General features: G+C 43.4%; 10 protein-coding genes. 7 read left to right on the top strand and 3 right to left on the bottom strand.

Translation table 11 applies throughout. The annotated features are described in order from the left end of the window. Positions 1 to 1008: 1008 nt before the first annotated feature. On the top strand, positions 1009 to 5343 hold the full coding sequence (locus C8D84_RS11720) for an Rne/Rng family ribonuclease (protein WP_109592348.1): 4335 nt from the start codon (positions 1009 to 1011) through the stop codon (positions 5341 to 5343). Between the two features lie 104 nt (positions 5344 to 5447). Here the strand turns inward: C8D84_RS11720 and C8D84_RS11715 are convergent, their stop codons facing one another. Continuing rightward, entirely contained in the window at positions 5448 to 6377 is a 930-nt protein-coding gene (locus C8D84_RS11715; RefSeq protein WP_109592346.1) for a DUF808 domain-containing protein, read from the bottom strand. Between the two features lie 413 nt (positions 6378 to 6790). On the opposite strand from C8D84_RS11715, the gene C8D84_RS11710 reads away from it, so the two are divergent. The 5 genes from C8D84_RS11710 to C8D84_RS11690 all read left to right on the top strand — a co-directional run bounded on the left by C8D84_RS11710 (position 6791) and on the right by C8D84_RS11690 (position 12746). Then, entirely contained in the window at positions 6791 to 7645 is an 855-nt protein-coding gene (locus tag C8D84_RS11710) for a DsbC family protein (protein WP_109592344.1), read from the top strand. Between the two features lie 270 nt (positions 7646 to 7915). Next, positions 7916 to 9274, top strand: coding sequence for a homoserine dehydrogenase (locus C8D84_RS11705; RefSeq protein WP_109592342.1), 1359 nt, complete (start codon positions 7916 to 7918; stop codon positions 9272 to 9274). A 95-nt stretch (positions 9275 to 9369) separates the two neighbouring features. Further along, positions 9370 to 10551, top strand: a complete 1182-nt coding sequence (locus C8D84_RS11700) for a thiolase family protein (RefSeq protein ID WP_109592340.1) — start codon at positions 9370 to 9372, stop codon at positions 10549 to 10551. Between the two features lie 428 nt (positions 10552 to 10979). Then, on the top strand, positions 10980 to 11828 hold the full coding sequence (locus tag C8D84_RS11695; protein WP_045443477.1) for a DUF2382 domain-containing protein: 849 nt from the start codon (positions 10980 to 10982) through the stop codon (positions 11826 to 11828). A 258-nt stretch (positions 11829 to 12086) separates the two neighbouring features. Then, on the top strand, positions 12087 to 12746 hold the full coding sequence (locus tag C8D84_RS11690; RefSeq protein WP_227685462.1) for a YsnF/AvaK domain-containing protein: 660 nt from the start codon (positions 12087 to 12089) through the stop codon (positions 12744 to 12746). 72 nt (positions 12747 to 12818) lie between these two features. On the opposite strand, the gene C8D84_RS11685 is transcribed toward C8D84_RS11690, so the two are convergent. Next, complete coding sequence (locus tag C8D84_RS11685; RefSeq protein WP_109592336.1) at positions 12819 to 13352, bottom strand: hypothetical protein; 534 nt, start codon at positions 13350 to 13352, stop codon at positions 12819 to 12821. 287 nt (positions 13353 to 13639) lie between these two features. Further along, positions 13640 to 16417, bottom strand: a complete 2778-nt coding sequence (gene secA / locus C8D84_RS11680; RefSeq protein WP_109592334.1) for a preprotein translocase subunit SecA — start codon at positions 16415 to 16417, stop codon at positions 13640 to 13642. A 507-nt stretch (positions 16418 to 16924) separates the two neighbouring features. Here secA and mutS point away from each other — a divergent pair. Beyond that, positions 16925 to 20065: a DNA mismatch repair protein MutS gene (gene mutS / locus C8D84_RS11675; RefSeq protein WP_109592332.1), complete on the top strand. Its 3141-nt coding sequence runs from the start codon at positions 16925 to 16927 to the stop codon at positions 20063 to 20065. The last annotated feature ends 102 nt before the right edge of the window (positions 20066 to 20167 follow it).

Below are 20167 nucleotides of genomic sequence, written 5' to 3'. Positions count from 1 at the left end.
CAGTATCTGTTTAGAAATATCACTTGTAGATATTTATAGATATGTCCCCATAAATTGTAAAATGAAAGTATCGTACTGACTTTACTCAGTACCATAGAATAAATAGTGACACTAAATACCTTTGTGTTCATAAATTCAGTGTTGATAAGTTTGGCTAAATGCCTGTTTATTGACCGATAATGACACTACATTGACTCACAACCTGCATGACAACGACTTTATTTGATAATTATTCATGATTTAATGACTGGTTATTGGCGGTCTTTTACGCAAGTGTAGTTGAGCAAGTATGGGTTGTTTAGCATTAGGATCGAGAAGTATATCGATAGCTGCCTACGTATTGGTGGTCAAACAGATAACGATAAAAAAGATATGAATACAGCACCACACCGATAGTTTGGTCATTTATTCTGTTTGCCAAGTACGCCCCGCTGATCACCGGAGCCGCGACACCTAACCGTAAAACACCCAAGATATTATTGACGTTATACCAGAAAGAACGATAAATAAAGAGTGACCAATTGCTTTACCTAAACAAATAATTGCTGAATATCACCATTTCATATAATGGTATTTATAACAGCGATATTATTGCTAGACTTTGATGGATGGATTGCAGCAGCACAACGCCTTTTGAATATCAGTATATTGAATCTCGTCACTGCCCGTCGCCTGCTCTTACAAAGTAAGCTGGCATGACTACCAATAAAGCTTGCTGATAGTAAAACTGAATCGCATGCTGACGCATTAATATTTGTACCAAGCCTATCAATAATAGGATATAAATAGATAGCCTTACACCCTATAAATTTTATATTTACGTTAGTTCTGCTAACACGCTTTAGGTAAAAAACAAGCCATTGACAAAGCCCAAGTGCTTTATTAACCCATGATTTACGTTCTATCGTTGATTAACATCTGCCCATGCTAATTTAAATGTTAGCCATACTTGCCATTGCGCTCTAAAGCCCGTCTCGTCGTTGTTATGCGTACTCATAGGATACAAATATGAAACGCATTTTGATCAACGCTACTCAAAACGAAGAAATTCGTGTCGCCTTATGTAAAGGCAATCATCTTTACGATTTCGATCTTGAAAACCGTACTCGTGAACAAAAAAAATCCAATATATATAAAGGTCATGTGACCCGTGTCGAGCCATCGCTTGAAGCGGTGTTTGTCGAATATGGCTCACAGCGCCAAGGTTTTTTACCCATTCGTGAAATCTCTGCTGAATACTTAAGCGGTAATCCACGTGACGAAAACATCAAAAAACTGATCAAAGAAGGTGACGAACTCATCGTCCAAGTTGAAAAAGAAGAGCGTGGTAATAAAGGCGCGGCTTTATCAACTTATGTGTCACTAGCAGGTCGTTATTTGGTTTTAATGCCGAACAACCCTCGTGGCGGCGGTATCTCACGTCAAATCTCAGGCAAACTGCGCGAAGACATGAAGCGTATGCTAAGCAATCTTGATTTACCAAAAGGCATGAGTGTCATCATTCGTACCGCGGGTATTGGTAAAACTCAAGAAGATTTACAGCACGATTTAAATCACTTGCTGAATATCTGGCAAGCCATTCAAGAACAAAACCAAAAATATCCTTCACCGCGCTTGGTTCACCAAGAAGCGGGCGTTGTCACACGTGCTGTTCGTGATTATCTACGTGATGATATCGCTGAGATTTGGATTGATAATGAAAACGCTTATATTGAAGCGGCAGGATTTATCGATGCAGTGATGCCAAAACAAGCAGAAAAGCTACGCAAATATACCGATTATGAGCCGATGTTTTCGCGCTTTAATATCGAAAAACAGATCGAAACCGCGTATCAACGTGAAGTGCGTTTGCCATCAGGCGGCTCAATCGTTATTGATCAAACGGAAGCACTAGTCTCTATCGATATCAACTCAGCCAAGTCGACCAAAGGTTCAGACGTTGCCGAAACTGCGTATCATACCAACCTAGAAGCAGCCGATGAAATTGCCCGTCAGCTACGTTTGCGTGATATGGGTGGTTTGATTGTCATTGATTTTATTGATATGAATGACAATAAGCATCAAAAAGAAGTCGAAAAACGTCTGATTGATGCCACCAAATATGACCGTGCACGCGTGCAATTTGGTGATATTTCTAAGTTTGGTTTGATGGAAATGAGCCGTCAGCGTCTGCGTCCATCGCTAGAAGAGTCAACCGGTTATATCTGCCCACGCTGCCATGGTAACGGCATGATTCGTGACTTGCGCTCATTGTCACTATCAATTATGCGTCAGATTGAACAAATCGCGCTAAAAGAACGTCAAGGCGAAGTACAAGCAGAAGTTCCAACAGATATCGCCGCCTTCTTATTAAACGAAAAACGTGATGCCTTAGTTTATCTTGAGCAAGACAGTGGCACGCGTATCACGATTTTGCCACACGCGCATTTAGAGTCGCCTAACTTTAAACTACACTTTAACCGTGATGGCTTTGCGCCTTCAAGCTATGAGCGTATTACGGATACAGCCCAAGAACATAGCGATTTGGGTTATGAAGTTGACTGGCAAACGGCTGAAAAAGAGCGTCCAGAGCAACAGCCAACGCGCCAGCCACGTCAAATAGCGAGCAATGATACTGCTAGCCAATCAAACAAACCGACCAGTACAGCTGAGCATAGTAAACACAGTAACGACCATCGTAACAATAAAAATACGACCAACGTTTCATCGGCGCGCGCGCCACAAGCAAACAACAACCAGAGTGTGGCAGCCCCTGCCCCTGTTGCTCCAGTAGCAGCAACTACAGCTCCTGCACATGTTGAGACAGCAGCTCAGCCACAAGCAGTGGCGTGGTTATCAAACCTATTTGCGCAAGCACCACAAGCCTCAACGACGCATAGCGTCAGTAGTCGTGATGCAGCACAAGCCATTGAAGCACTAGTAAATAATGGCGCACAAAGCTTAGGCTCATTTGGACAAGTTGATAGCAGTGCCCTGAGTAATACATCAACGAGTGCATCGAACAACGTACCAGAAAATCAGCAGAACAGTCAGAAAAATAACGAACAACCATCCGACAACAATGCCAATCGTCAACAAGCGCGTCGTAGCTCAGACAGCGACACCGATGATGATAGCAGTAATGAAGATAGAAGAAGACGTAAGCCACGTAAATCTAGATCTTCTAAACCTCGTCAAAGAAAAGATCAGGCAGAAGAGTCAAGCAATGAAACAAGCGGCGATACCGAGAACAACGCCGTAAATAGTGCTGCAAGTAATGCTGATGACAAGCAGGCTGACAATCAAAACAAACGTCAGCAGGATACCAGACGCACGAATGAGCGCAATCGCAACAATCGTCAAGACAATAATCAGCAAAACAGCAATCGTCAAGACAGTAGCCACCATGCAAACGAGCGCAATGATGATGCTGATAAAGACAGTAATACGGCAGATGAGCAAACTCGTGCGAAGCGTAAATCGCATAGCCAACGCGGTTCACGTGGCAAGTTAGAGCGCGGCGAGACACTAACAGCTGAAAATATTAAGCAACCCAATCAGCAAGCGACGACAGGTGCGAACAGCCGAAAAAATCACTCTAACACGCGTCGAAATCAAGATCCTAATGAAGTCGTGCTACAGGTCAATGAAGCAGCCGTTGAGCTGAAATCACCAGAAGTCGTACACTTGTCTCTAGATGACAGTAAGTCTACACAGACAAAGTCTCAATCTACTGAAAAGCAAAAATCAGTAAATGATGTTAATAAAGAAAGCAGTAAAAAAGAAGCTAATACACAGCAAAGTGATAATCAGCAGAGCAATGACAAAAAAGTTGCTCCTGAAACAGCTGCTGTGAAGGGTAACGACGAAGGCACTGTAGCGCCTCATGATGTTAATGTTGATGATGTTAACGTTAGCACCACTGAAGACAAGGGACAAAATAATGCCCCGAAAATAGACAGTAACGCTACTGACAAAAAACCTGCCGTAGATGAGCAACCAACATCTAACAGCGTTACCAAAGACCAAACTGACCATTCAAAATCTGTGGATACTAACGTGGACAGCGTAGCAATAACGCCAAAACAGCCCGAATCAGAATCGACAGAAAAAGCGAATAGTGACACTGTTGACACTGTTGACGCTACCGACAGTGACGCCGATGTTAGCAATGCCAATGACAGTCATAGCGCAAGTGGTCATAGCACAAATGATAAGAACAACTCAGCACTGGCGCTAACGCACGAAGCATTATTTGCCAAGCGCTACGTGACTGCTGAGAAGTTTGGTCAGGCTAGTAATGATCCACGTGTGGTTCGTAGTCAGCAAGCACAATCAGCTCAACAACCACCAGTAGCTGAGCCTGCAGTAGTAAACCCATCGACTATTCGTGGCACTGTTGGTGATTTTGTTCGTAAAGCATTAGCAGATGCAGAAAGTCGTTTGAAAAATGACGGTGTCATTAGTTGCTTTATTGCTGCTATCGATGCACATACGCAGCAAACAAAATCAGCTAACAAATCAGCTAACATTGAAACGAGCGTCACACCGACTGCTGATACCAAAGTTGAGGACAGCAATTTCGACTTTAGCAACTATGGCTATCAGCCATTGGCGGCAGATTACCTGACGCGCTTTGAAACGATGACACAAGCGGTCAGTCAATTTGCGGCAACGCAAGGTAAAACGGACGTCGAACCACGTGCCATTGGTAAGCGTGCTGGCAACGATCCACGTGGTCAACATCCTAGTTATCAGGAGCCCGCAGTGTTGAGTCTACCGACCGAACAAGCGGCTGATACTGAGCAAGCGGTTATTGAACATGATGATAACAATGTGGATGCTCATGATGTTGAGGCAAATGCTCTAGCCAATCAAGCTCAGGCTGATAATATCAGCGCTCACAGCGAACAATTACTAGAAGCAGATCAAGCCCTAGCAGAAACAACTGGCGAGCCGTCGAATGAAGGCACTGTGATTGCTGAGCGAGTAGCAGCTGAAAAGACTGACGGGGCACATGACGATAGCGAAGCTGCTGACATTGAAGAGGCTAATACTCAAGAAGCTGACGTTGAAAAAACTAAGCCAGCAGATGAGCCTAAGGTAGAGCAACCTATCAATACCAAAGAAGCAGGCAAAGAAGCAGGCAAAGACGACAGTCAGGCTGCTAAGTCAAAAACCACGATTGCCAGTTATAAAAACATGATTGAGAATGTGGCTGAACAACTGCTGCCACAGACTGGTATGTTTAATTTGACCACGCCAAAAGTACCAAAGGCACGTAGCCGTAAGCCTAAAACGGAGCATAAAAAGCCCACGCAAGCTGAAAAGCTAGAGACTGATGACTCAGATAGCGAAAGCTAATCGTATAACGTCCAACGCAAAAGCCCCAAAGTTGTCAGCAACTTTGGGGCTTTTTTACGAAATAAAATCACAATCAATATAAAGCTAAAGCACAGGTAACTGACTTAGTGTGCAGATGACGCTGTGTCGTCTTTTCCACGAATTTTACTAATAACTGTTAAGATAGCCACAACCGCAGCGCCAATGATAAAACCAATGACGCCATTTAATACCGTTGTCGTTAAGCTTTCAAAGATACCCGTTAAATCAGCGATATCCTCTACTCCATGATGTAAGAAGCCGATACCGTGTACTAAGATACCACCGCCTACTAAAAACATTGCCAACGTGCCAGCGATAGATAGAAACTTCATCAGTTTTGGTGCCGCTGCAAACATTAACTTGCCCAATTTTTGCTTGAACACTCCTTCTTGTTCCATTAAATGCAGACCTGCATCGTCTATTTTCACGATACCAGCGACCAAGCCATAAATACCAATCGTAATACCGATGGCTAAAATAGACAGCACCAAGCTTCGTTCTAATAAAGTGGCGCTTGCCGTTGATCCCAAGGCAATCACAATAATCTCAGCTGACAGAATAAAATCCGTACGTACTGCACCTTTGATCTTTTCTTTTTCAAAAGCGACCAAATCTATAGTCTCATCAGCATTGGCTTGCCGACGAGCATTTTGCTCCTCATCATGCGGCAAAGCATGTGGCCAAAATCGATGAATGACTTTTTCAGCGCCTTCATAAACCAAAAACAAACCACCACACATTAGTAAAAAAGTGACCAGCGGTGGATAAACAGCACTAATCAAGAGTGCCGCTGGTACTAGAATAAGTTTATTAATAAATGAGCCTTTGGCGACCGCCCAAACCACTGGTAGCTCACGATTGGCTTTGACACCCGTGACCTGTTCTGCGTTGAGCGCCAAATCATCGCCCAATACACCGGCGGTTTTTTTAGCAGCGACTTTGGTCATGACGGAAACATCATCCAATATCACACTGATATCATCAAGTAGGGTTAATAAACTGGCACCTGCCATGTGTGCTCCTTAGCAAAAATTTATTGAAATAAAGGGTTAAAAATAACTGATACCAATAGTTTTATATGAATTTTTATAAAAACACTGTTATTAGCCGTAGACTACAAGGGCAAGCGTCGATATTAAATAGTACAAATGTATCTTATTTTTTTGAATTGATGTTTATACCTACTACTATTATTGCTGCCCTCACCTCCCTATATCACCTCATAGCCTGTGGCTGTTATTTGCCATAAATATGTTAATATAGGCGACATGATTACTTACCTTTTATAATTATTAAATTGTAAAAAAACCTTTTAATTTTAAACCTTTAAGACAATATCAATACGTATTGCTTTATATAGAAATTTAGTATCATTTTTCTTAAAACGACTTCACGATTAGGCACGATGCCTACAGGACACCTATATATGTCATCCCCGATTGCAAAAAACACCTTTGCTCATAACCGCTTTTCTCGAAATAATTTATCTCGCTTTATGATGAGTGCACTGCTTGTTGTGGTTGCTGCGGGCTGCTCAAACAATGCAGCAGATGCGACCAGCAACACCAGTATCGTCAATAATACCGATGCTAAAACCAGTACAAGTAAGGCATCCGCTGATAGCGATGCTGCCGTGGTAAAGGCGTTGCAGGCGAATTTGAATACGTCCGGTATTGAAGAAAATATCATTTCAGCCGTACCAACAGATATGGATGGTATTTATTGGGTCACAGCGGAAGGACTGCCTTCTTTCTTTACTGATAAGTCTGGCAAACACATTATCCAAGGTCAGATTATTTCTGTTGGCGAGGCTCTGCCTGTCGATATCAGTGCGGCATTGGTTGCTAGTACCGCACAAGAAGCCCTAAAAGCCGTCGATAAAAAAGACATGGTGATTTATCCAGCCATAGGCGAAACGAAGTCAGTGGTCTATGCCTTTACCGATGCAGACTGTGGTTATTGTCGTAAATTGCATGAAGAGATGGATGATATCAATGCACGTGGTATCGAAGTACGTTATTTGGCATGGCCGCGCAGTCAGGAATCAGTGCCAAAAATGGAAGCCATTTGGTGTAGTCAAGATCGTAAGGCGGCCATGAATCAAGGAAAAATGGGCGCTGATGTACAAGCGCCTAGCTGTGCTAACCCTGTACAAGAACACATGGCACTGGGTGCAAAACTTGGTGTGCGTGGTACTCCCGCTATCTTTACAGAATCTGGTCAGCAAGTAGGCGGCTATCTACCTGCGGCGGAGTTGGCTCAAGCTATCGGTGCTAGCTAAAATCTGTTATTGTTTCAGGTATTTGTGATATCTATGACGATGGCGACATTGTGTAGACGTCACAACTGCTTGTCGGTATGATACGATAAAGCGCTATGAAAAATCAGCAGCATACTTTTTATTTGAGTATTTTTTATTCAACTGTAATGAAAAATCGATAAAGCTGCGACTGTCAAAATGCACGCAAATACTACAGCTAGTAGCGCATGTGCATTTGACTCTATGACAGCGTTATCATTGGTTCATTATATTTAAACTCTTGAGGATACTGTGAGTAATTCCATCAAACTAGCGATACTTGGTCTCGGCACCGTCGGAACGGGCGTGATCAATCTAATCAATGACAACTTAAATGAGCTAAAACGCCGTAGCGGACGCGACATTATCATTACCGAAGTTGGTACGCGCCGTCATCGTGATGATATTGATCCCAATATTATGCAAAACAGTGACTTGATGGCAACTGCTGCAAGCGACAATGTCGATATCGTCGTCGAGGTGATTGGCGGTACGACCCTTGCCAAAGACGTAATTATGCACGCCATTAAAAACGGCAAGCATGTGGTGACTGCAAATAAGGCGCTATTGGCGGAGCATGGCAACGAAATCTTTGCCTTTGCTGAAGAGCATAACGTCCATGTCGCTTATGAAGCAGCAGTCGCAGGCGGTATCCCCATTATCAAAGTCATGCGCGAAGCGCTCGCTGCTAATAAAATCGATTGGCTAGCAGGTATCATCAACGGTACTGGCAACTTTATCATGACCGAAATGCGTGATAAAGGTCGCCCGTTTGCAGACGTGTTGAGCGAAGCACAAGAATTGGGTTATGCAGAAGCAGATCCGACTTTTGATGTCGAAGGTATTGATGCGGCTCATAAACTGGCATTACTCGCATCTATCGCCTTTGGTATTCCGCTGCAATTTGATAAGGTCTACTGTGAAGGCATCACTGGTATCACCTTACAAGACGTCAACTATGCGGAAGAGCTTGGCTACCGTATCAAGCATTTGGGCTTTGCCGTACGCCGTGATGGTCAAGGTAATGATGAGGCTTCTGGTATCGAACTACGCGTGCACCCAACGCTCATTCCGCAGGATGCGTTACTCGCCAACGTCAATGGCGTAAAAAACGCCGTACTGGTCAACTCTCATCCGCTTGGACAGACGCTATATTGTGGCGATGGTGCTGGTGCTGGCGCAACCGCTTCTGCGGTGATGGCCGATGTGATGGACTTGGTGCGTGTTCTAGGTAGCAAAGACAGTAGCGATGAAAGCAACAGTAATCAAAACAACCACGGTCACCATGTGCCGCATTTAGCATTTATCCCTGAGCAGCTATCAGACACGCCCATATTGCGCGCTGAGCAGATGATTACCGGTTATTATTTGCGCGTACACGCTTATGACAGCCCTGGTGTGTTGGCAGATATTACTCGCATTCTAAGCGATGCTGGTATCAATATCGATGCGATTTTACAAAAACCTGCGCACAAAGTTGGTCAAGTTCCAGTTATTATCTTGACGTTACCCGTGGTCGAAAGTCAGATGAATCTAGCCATCGAAAAAATTGAAAAATTAGAGACCATTACTGATAAAGTAGTACGCATTCGCTTAGATGAGCTAGCATAAAGCCCGCAGTTATTGAGCCTAAAAGATGCTATCTAGTCCGCGTTTGGTTTTAATTAAAACAAACTCATTTAAAATACGTAAAAGGAATAATAACGATGTCAAATGATGCAATTGTAATTTTAAACGGCGCACGTACTCCAATGGGCGGCTTCCAAGGCGCACTAAAAGATATGAGCGCAACGGAACTTGGTGGTGCTGCTATTAAAGCCGCTGTCGAACGCTCAGGTGTGGCAGTCGATAGTATTGACGAGGTCATTATGGGCTGTATCTTGACCGCAGGCTTGGGTCAAGGTCCTGCGCGTCAAGCAATGCGTAATGCAGGTTTATCTGATGCAACTGGTGCTGTCACTATTAACAAGCTTTGTGGTTCAGGGCTAAAAGCAGTCATGCAAGCACATGACGGCATCAAAGCTGGTAGTTTCAATGTGGCAGTCGCTGGTGGCATGGAATCAATGACCAATGCGCCATACATTATGCCAGGGTCACGTGGCGGCTACCGTATGGGACATAAAGAAGTCAAAGATCATATGTTCCTAGACGGTTTGGAAGATGCTGAAACTGGCAAACTGATGGGTATGTTCGCACAGGAAATGGCCGACGAAAAGGGCTATACCCGTGAGCAAATGGATGCGTTTGCTATAGAATCGCTAAATCGTGCGCTCACTGCTATCAAAGACGACCACTTCAAAGATGAAATCACGCCAGTGACTTTTAAAACCCGTAAAGGCGAGCAAACCGTCGATACCGATGAGCAACCAGCGCTTGCTAATGCCGAGCGTATCCCTACTCTACGTCCAGCCTTCGCTAAAGATGGTACCATCACGGCAGCAAACGCCAGCTCAATCTCAGACGGTGCGGCAGCGGTTGTGGTCATGAAAGAATCGCAAGCAAAAGCTGAAGGCCTTGATTATCAAGCGCGTATCGTTGCAACCGCATCAAACTCTCGTCATCCAAGCGAATTTACCATTGCTCCGATTGGTGCAATTGAAAAAGTATTGGCTAGTGCTGGTTGGTCAGTCGCTGATGTTGACTTATGGGAAATTAACGAAGCGTTTGCAATGGTAACCATGGCGGCGATGGACGAGCTAAAAATCGACCATGCCAAAGTAAACGTTGAAGGCGGCGCTTGTGCACTCGGTCATCCAGTAGGCTGTTCAGGTGCTCGTATCTTGATCACGCTTATCAACTCTCTCAAGCGTACTGGCGGCAAAAAAGGTGTTGCGACACTTTGTATTGGTGGCGGTGAAGCCGTGGCTGTTGCTATTGAACTTGCTTGATACTCAAGCAGATTAATTAATCGATTGATATGTTAAATTTACCTCTATAATTATCGTTTATTATAAAATTTTCAAAATATCAGGAACCGCATCGCTATTTGCTTTGCGGTTTTTCTGTGTCTATGACTCTTAAATAAGCTAGAAATATTGCTCTGTGTAAAGACACGTTAATCTTTGACCCCAGCTATGTTATGCCACTTACAGCCTATTACACGCAATTACTTCAAGCGCACACTTTGCTACCTTGCTCATATATCTCATCGAAAATCATGATGTTAAGATTCTTACAAGTCGATGTAGAGGCTACTCACATGGCTTGCTACACCTTTTATTATAAAAATATTTTTACTAGAAATTTAACTTTTCCAAAACAACGATTGTTTTTAAAAAAATTAATAATGATTAACTCATAAAAAAGGAAGACAACAATGAGCCAACTAATTCGTTTAAAAGATATCCAAGCTACTCATAAAGATTTAATCGGTGATGATTATTACGACCCAACAGGTAAAACTGCTTATGGTGTCAATGAAGAAAAAATCGGTAAAATCGAAGGTGCATTAGTAGAAGACACCACTGGTCGCATTCGTTATTTGATTGTTGATGCTGGTGGCTGGTTCAGTTCAAAAGAAGTATTGGTACCCGCTGGCTTGGCACGTATCGTTGGTGATGACGTATTCTTTGACAGCTTGACCAAGTCTCAAGTCGATGCCATGGAAGTATATGACCATGATTATCAATATAGCTACAAAGACCAGTATCAAAAGGATCGTCAAGCATTTGTTGCTGATACTGTTCCAGTTGCAGAGCGTATGGAGATTGCAGACCATGCCTATGACGCACCAAATACACTAGAGCTACTAGAAGAGCGCTTGACCGTCAATAAAGACCGTATCGTGGCAGGTTTGGTTAAAGTTGGTAAGCATATAGTGACCGAAGAGCGCAATGTCGATGTTGAGCTAGAAGAAGAGCACGCTAATATTCAGCGTACTAACGTAGATCGTCCAACAGATCGCCGTATTGGTGACATTGATGGTAATCAAACTATTGAGGTTGAACTAGAGGCTGAACGTGCCCGCGTTGGTAAAGACACTTACGTATCTGAAGAAGTGAACGTCGGTAAAACCACTGAACGTCATACTGAAACTATCGTTGAAACTATCCAACGTGAAGAATTGGATATCGATCGCGATGGCAACGTAGTAGACCGCGAAGGCAACATAATCGACCGTGATGGTATTACTGCAGAAGACGTACGCCGTGCTCGTGGTATGTAATACGCTAAACCGTCATACTGTTTGGCTGTCATTCAAAAGTAAGATCGCCGAGCAATACATGACCGTAATAAGCAGCCAAGTATTTTTACTTAGTGAATTAAGACCAGAGCATGCCTCTGGTCTTTTTTTGCTTACTATACTCAAAAATACTTAGGAATTAAAAATACTTAATGACATCTGATAAGGCTAACCTTGCAAAATCTGCAAAAATGGCTCTAAAATATTGTATAACGATTATTTCATAAAGATAAGGACATTATGATGACTAGCAATCACGACGACAGCATCCCGAACGATAGCTTTCTACAAGAGAGTTTACATAACAAGCAAGGGACACCAAACGCTATAACTGCCCCAATTAATACTAATAATGGCACAGTAGCTAATGACATAGAAGGTAATGATATAAGTAGTAATAACATAGATAAGAGCAATCATAATGTTGGACACTTGGAACTATTAGAAGAGCGTCCTGTCATCAATAAAGAGCGTTTAGATGTCGGTAAAGTGACGGTGACCAAGCACGCTCGCACTAAGACCATTGACGTGCCTATTGAGTTGGTAGAAGAATATATTACTATTCGTACCGAATACCACGATGCGAAAAGTCAGGACTTATTGTCAGGCAATTATGATGAAAAGGATATATTGCGCCATATCGAGCCATCGTTAGATAGCAAGGCGGTCGTTACCGTGAATGGCAAACAGATTGAAATTGGTGATGAGCCGATTGAAATTATCCTATCACGTCAAGTGGCTACCATTACTAAAGACACTTATGCTATCCAAGAAATCGATATCAATAAAACCACTCATACCCATACAGATAGCATCCAAGTAGTGCTTAAGCATGAAGAATTAGATGTGAAGGAAGAAGGGTTTTTGGCACATGAATCTAGTGCCACTCCTCATAAATAATTTTGCTGACTCATTAAAACTACACATCAAAAAAGCAACATTATCGTTGCTTTTTTCTTGATTGCTTACTTATTATGAGGTTTTTTTACATTCATAAGTGCTGACATTCGCCGCATCTGTACCTGCTGTACGCATCACACCCGTCTCACGCGCTTCGTGTGCTACACGCCACTGGGTAAAGCCCTGACTCCCATCAATAGCAGTTGCTACTTCAAACACTTCTGGATTACTGGCATCATTGGTTTTATTTAATGTCACCGTACCCGTATCAGTCGCGATGACTACTTGTTTGGCATCTTCTTTATAAGTTGCATTAACTTTCAGCTCAGGTGAGCACAGATAGGCTATTTGACTGACGCCACTATTTACCGAAGCTACGGTATCATCCTGTACTTCACTGAGCGATGCATCCGCTGTATCGACAACCACCTCATTAGGCTCAGCAGGTTCAGCGGACATCGGCACCGTTTCTTCGCTATGAGCACCATCATCTATACCCGCTTCTGTATCTGACTGTTGCTGACAAGCACCAAGCGTCAGGACGCCAGCAAGTAGGCCAGTCAGCGCCACAGAAGTACGCAATTTTTTTAATAATTCTATAGTCATAACACTTTCCCCAATGAATATGTTAAACACTATAACGTGTCCATAAATCCACGCCTATGTTGAATTTGTAAGTAATCAATACGAAATATAGCCAACGCATTTGTGAAGAGTCAACTTTACTATCTGCAAATAATATAGTCGATTCAAGATAATGTAGAGACAAAGAATATGAGCAAATACAGAAAAGCCCTTATCTAAAGTAGATAAGGGCTTTTGAGACTAACGAATATTAAAGATATATAAGCAGCAATGCTTAGCTGTTTATTATCAATATTCGCTTATGAATGCTATATTTTACCATGACATTGCTTGTACTTAAGACCTGAACCACAAGGGCATGGGGCGTTACGACTGATATTCATACCAGCGTATGGATCTGCCTCATTGGTATTACTACCACTACCCACAACAGCACCTGCGACCGCACTACCAGCAAGATTGCGATTTTGCGCGGCGGCTTTTTCAGCTCCGCTATCCATATTATCAATATCACTATGCTCGAACTGCATTTGCATATGAGCAGCATTCTCACGCTGCTGTATTTCCAGCGCTTCTAGCTCTTCTTTGGTCGGAATATGGACACGTGATAAATCTTGAACGGTCTCAGATTTAATTGCGCCAAGCATCATTTGGAACAGCTCAAATGATTCACGCTTATACTCTTGCTCAGGGTTTTTCTGTGCATAACCACGCAGATGAATGCCTTTACGCAGCTGATCCATTTGGGTCAAATGCTCTTTCCAATGCTTGTCTAAGCTCTGTAGCATAAAGTGACGCTCAAGCTGAGCAGCATCTTTTTCGCCCATCTGCTCACGGCGGCTATGATAGCGATCGATAGCTGTTTGGATGATTTTGGCACGTAAGCCTTCTTCGTCTAAGCGGCGATCTTCATCGAGCCAATCATTGATAGGCATCGCAATCTTAAATTCATTTTCAAGCTCGTCTTCTAAGCCATCAATATTCCATTGGTCATCGATAGAACCTGGTGGAATAAACTGGTTAATCATGGCGTTATAGACTTCTTCGTGCATAATCTCAATGGCTTCAAGCAAATCCATCTCTGCTAGCAAGTCATCACGCTGACCATAGATCACTTTACGCTGCTCATTGGCGACGTCATCATATTTCAACAGATTTTTACGCGCATCAAAATCGCGGCTTTCTACTTTACCTTGGGCATTTTCAATCGATTTTGAGACCATCTTATGCTCAATGGCTTCATCTTCTTTAAGACCCATGGCACGCATCATATTTACGACGCGATCACCAGCAAAGATACGCATCAAGTCATCTTCGAGCGATAAAAAGAAACGCGACATCCCAGGATCGCCCTGACGACCGGCACGACCCCGTAGCTGGTTATCGATACGACGTGATTCATGGCGCTCAGAACCAATGATATGCAAACCGCCAGCCGCAACCACTTGGTCATGTTTGACTTGCCATTCTGCTTTTAGGCGTGCCATTTCTTCAGGACTGACCGAATCGATATCTTCAATAAACGATTGCCAGTTACCACCAAGGATAATATCAGTACCACGACCAGCCATGTTGGTCGCGATCGTCACAGCCTTTGGACTACCTGCCTGCGCGATGATTTCGGCTTCACGCTCGTGTTGTTTTGCGTTGAGGACGTTATGCTTGACGCCTTCTTGATCGAGCAAGTAAGACAACTCTTCACTGGCTTCAATCGTCGCCGTACCAACCAATACTGGGGCACCTTTGGCTTGAATCTCTTTGATTTCTCGAATGATACCTTTGTATTTACCTAACTTGGTTAAGAAAATCTGGTCATCCATATCGATACGAGCAATCGGCTCGTGCGTTGGAATCACGATGACATCTAAGTCATAAGTTGATTTGAATTCTGCTGCTTCGGTATCAGCGGTACCTGTCATGCCTGATAATTTTTCATACAAACGGAAGTAGTTCTGGAACGTCGTGGTCGCAAGCGTTTGGTTTTCTGCTTGAATTTCGACGTTTTCTTTGGCTTCTACCGCTTGATGCAGACCTTCTGACCAACGGCGACCCGGCATGGTACGACCCGTGTTTTCATCAACGATAACCACTTCACCATCATCGACGATATAGTGGACGTTTTTAACAAATACATGATGGGCGCGAATGGCAGCTTGTACGTGAGCCAATAATGGCAAACGGCTTGGGCTGTATAAACTTTCATTTTCACCCAACTCACCGACTTCGATTAAGAAGCGCTCAATTTTTTCATAGCCTTTTTCACTGATTTCGATTTGACGATTTTTTTCATCAATCCAAAAATCTTCTTCTTCATTATTCTTATTGGCCTCTTCGTCTTTTGAGCGAATCAGCACAGGGATAATGGTATTAATCAGCGCGTACATACGTGAAGAATCTTCGGCTTGACCTGAGATAATTAGCGGCGTACGAGCCTCATCGATTAAAATAGAGTCAATTTCATCGATAATACAGAAGTTTAACGGGCGCTGCTTTTTCTCTTTTAAACTAAAGACCATGTTATCGCGCAGATAATCAAAGCCGTATTCGTTATTGGTACCGTAAGTGATATCCGCTTGATAAGCGTCGATTTTTTCTTGCGGCGGTTGTTGTGAATAAATGACACCGACGGTCATGCCCAAAAAGCCAAATAATGGACGGTTCAATTCAGCATCACGTGCCGCCAAATAATCGTTGACCGTGACCAGATGGACACCTTTACCACTGATAGCATTTAGGTACATAGCCAAGGTACCCATCAAGGTTTTACCTTCGCCCGTTTTCATCTCAGCGATTTTGCCTTCGTGCAAGGTGATACCACCGATCAGCTGCACATCATAATGACGCATGCCATTGACGCGTAATGACGCTTCACGGCAGACGGCAAACGCTTCTGGTAGTAGTGCATCTAAGCTTTCACCTTGTTGGTGTCGTGCTTTAAACTCTTCAGTTTTTTGTTGTAATTGCTCATCAGACAGGGCTTGTACCGCAGCCTCTTGTGCGTTGATTTTGCTGACCACTTTGCGCATGCGCTTTAATTCGCGGTCATTTTTAGTGCCAACCACACTGCCTATAATCTTTGATAACATAATTTTTTGACCTATGGAAATATTCGATAATTAGTGCGCATTAGCCAAAGCTTCGCCCGCTGCCGCCTTGTCATTACAGTCATCACCTGACTAAGTACCTTTTGTTAACAAAGCACCTCTTAACAAAGCACTGATTAATAAGGTACTGCCTAATGAAGTGTCGCCTAATGAAGTATCGCCCAATTAAGTGTGACGTCATTATATATGGTTATGACGCTGATGGATACAAGGGCAGCGAGTAGATATTTGCCGACGTAAAAGCGCGGCAGGACGTGCTAAAATAGTAATTACACTTTCACACTTCTTAGTTTTTTGACTGCTAAATTCGCGCGCTATGATGACCCTTTAAAAAAGCTGTTTTGGTAAAAATCAACCAGAATCTTGCAAATTAACCACTCATAAGCGAGTGTTTTTCTCATCTATTTTTTTATGCTGATCTGTACATACCGTCGTACATTTAACGCCAGCTGACTAAAAAACCCATTTAAGCATTATAAGAGACTCTGCATGACCGCTAAGCCATCCGCTCAAAACCTTAACGCCGAAAAACCTACTCCGTCAAAGTACGCAATATCAAAACAACAGACCGTGACACCTTTGACTGCCGATCAGTTGATGGTAGGCGATACCGTTTATCACTTGGCAGATCATACGCCGATGATGGTGCAATATCTAACCATGAAAGCCAACTATCCACAAGCGTTACTGCTGTACCGCATGGGTGATTTTTATGAGTTATTTTTTGATGATGCTAAGCGCGCAGCAAAAATATTAGACATCACCTTGACTCGCCGTGGTACGGATAAAGCAGGCAATACCATTGCCATGGCAGGTGTGCCTTTTCATGCGGCCGATAGCTACATGGCAAGGTTGATAGCTGCTGGGCAAACCGTCGTTGTGTGTGAGCAAATTGACGAATCAGCCACTGGCACTGACAACACGAATAACCCGTCCAATGCTCCGACGATGGGCGATAAGCAGAAAAAAGATAAAAGCAAATCTGCTGCTGGCAGCATTATGCGCCGTGAAGTGGTTAAAACGCTGACCGCAGGGACAATTACTGATGATGCTTTAATTGCGCCCAATCATACGCCAACTGTGGTCGCCATTGATATCGAGATACCTAAATCGAACAGCAAACAACCTGTGCAAGCTGCCATTAGCCAAATGGATTTAGCTGCTGGAACACTAACGACGCAAACGCTTAGTGCCAGCTATAATAACAGCCCTAATGATGTCAAAAATTTGCAAACGCAAATGCTGACGGTGCTGGCACGCTTTGCGCCTAGTGAATGTATCGTTAGCGAAGCACTTAACGACCGTATCGGCGAAGATTGGACGCTGTGGCTACGTCAACATCTCGACTGTCCGATTATCGAAGTGGCGGCCAATGACTTCCACCGTGTTCATGCCAGCGCAACCCTTTGCCAGCAGTTTGACGTGCAACGCCTCGACGGACTAGGAATCAATGACACACTTCTTGCCCAATCTAGCTGTGCAGCATTGATACATTATGCGCGGCAAACCCAGCAGCGTCATGTGCCACAACTTAATCAGCTGATCGTTGAGTACAGTGACGATTATTTAATTATCGATGCCAATAGTCAGCAAAATCTTGAGCTATTTACACCCGTTAGCAGCAATGGAACCTCATTAATATCTGTCCTCAATCATTGTCAAACACCGATGGGTCGACGCTTACTGGTGCAGCAAATGAAACGCCCACTGCGTCAGCATTCGCGCATTAATATGCGCTTAGATGCGATAACCAGTTTGTTAAATACTGATAAACAGCCTGAGCAAAGCTCGGGAAATATCTCATTAGTTACTAGCTTACGCGAAACCTTAAACGCTATTGGTGATATGGAACGTATTAGTAGCCGTATTGGACTAATGAGTGCTAAACCGCGTGACCTGCGTAAACTTGCTGAGGGTATTGCTAGTAGCGCCCAGCTTACGACGCTACTGACGAATGCAGATATTCGCCATGAGCAGGCAGGACTGTTGCCGATGCTAATGCAGCAATTGCCTGCGCAGTTACCTGCCGTACAGTCCGTCGCTGAGCTGATTGAGCGCGCTATTATTGCCGAGCCGCCTGCTCATATTCGCGATGGTGGCATGCTAGCCGCTGGCTATGATGAAGAGTTTGATCGCCTGACTCATCTCCATGACAATATCCAAGTAACCTTGGATGAGATGGTAGAGCGCGCGCGTTTAGAGAGCCAATTACCCAGTCTAAAAGTAGGTTTTAATAAAGTGAGCGGCTTTTATTTTGAATTGCCTAAAATGCAGGCAAAGAATGCACCAGCACATTTTATCCGTCGGCAAACGCTAAAAAGCAGCGAGCGCTTTATCACTGATAAGCTAAAAGAAGTTGAGACAGAATATCTAAGCGCGCAGTCATTAGCATTAACCCGTGAAAAGCAGCTGTATCACGAACTCTTAACTGAACTCAGCAACCATTTAGCCGAACTGCAACAACTGAGCGCTGCGGTTGCGCAAATAGATGTGCTCAGTAATTGGGCACAGCTTGCAATTATTTATAACTGGCAACGACCAGTCATGAGTAACGACTCAAAAGACAATAGTAGCTTAAAAAACAGTCACTTAAAAAATGGCTTGAATAATAACAATCAAACCAGTATCGATATCAAAGCAGGTCGTCATGTCGTCGTCGAAGCCGCACTAAACCCTATTCATACTCAAAGCAATACTCCTGCCAAGCATAGCAGCCATTTTGTCGCTAATGATTGTGCACTAGGCAGTGATGAAAACCCTGAAAGACTGTTGATGATTACTGGTCCTAATATGGGTGGTAAATCAACCTATATGCGCCAAACGGCATTGATCGTCCTACTTGCTCATTGCGGTAGCTTTGTGCCAGCAGCGAGTGCTCATATCGGCGATATCGACCGTATCTTTACCCGTATTGGCTCAGCTGATGATTTGGCGGGCGGCAAATCGACCTTTATGGTTGAAATGATTGAAACGGCTAATATTCTCAATCAAGCAACCAATAAATCGCTGGTACTGATGGATGAAGTCGGACGCGGCACAGCGACCACTGACGGTTTGGCCATTGCTCATGCTTGCGTTAATCGATTGCTAGAGATTGGCTGCCTGACATTATTTGCCACTCACTATTTTGAGCTGACAAAATTGGCGGAAAACTATAAAGAAAGCAGTGGAAGTAATGACAAACTTATCCGCAACGTCCATGTCGCTGCCAGTGAAATCGACGGTCAACTGCTACTACTGCATCAAATCAAAGATGGTGCAGCAAGCTCTAGTTTTGGTCTTCATGTGGCAAAAATGGCAGGGATTCCTACCCAAGTACTGGATGACGCCAAGCGCTACTTAGCAGATAACTTAAAATTGGACCCTAGCAGGTTAGAAAACGTGATAACCGTTGATGACAAAAATGAATTAGCTAAGTCAGTAAATGATAAATGCGATCATATGAATGGTCATGAAATAGAGAGAGATGATATAAAAATCACCAATCAATATCAAATAATGGCTGATATTCCACAACAAAATCAGCTGCTTAGCTTACAGGATGAACTAAGCGCGATTGATCCTGATACCTTAACGCCAAAGCAAGCGCATGATTTACTCTATCATTTGAAAAAAATCATTAGTCATTAAAGGGAATTGTCAATTAGCCGTAAAGGCGTTAAAATGTGCCTTATTTTCCAACTATTCTATGTAGCCCTTATCGTTGATTCAATTTAAAAGAAGATCATGGCA

The sequence above is a fragment of the Psychrobacter immobilis genome, from assembly GCF_003148585.1.
Taxonomy (GTDB): domain Bacteria; phylum Pseudomonadota; class Gammaproteobacteria; order Pseudomonadales; family Moraxellaceae; genus Psychrobacter; species Psychrobacter immobilis.
This window is presented reverse-complemented; position numbering and strand designations above follow the sequence as displayed.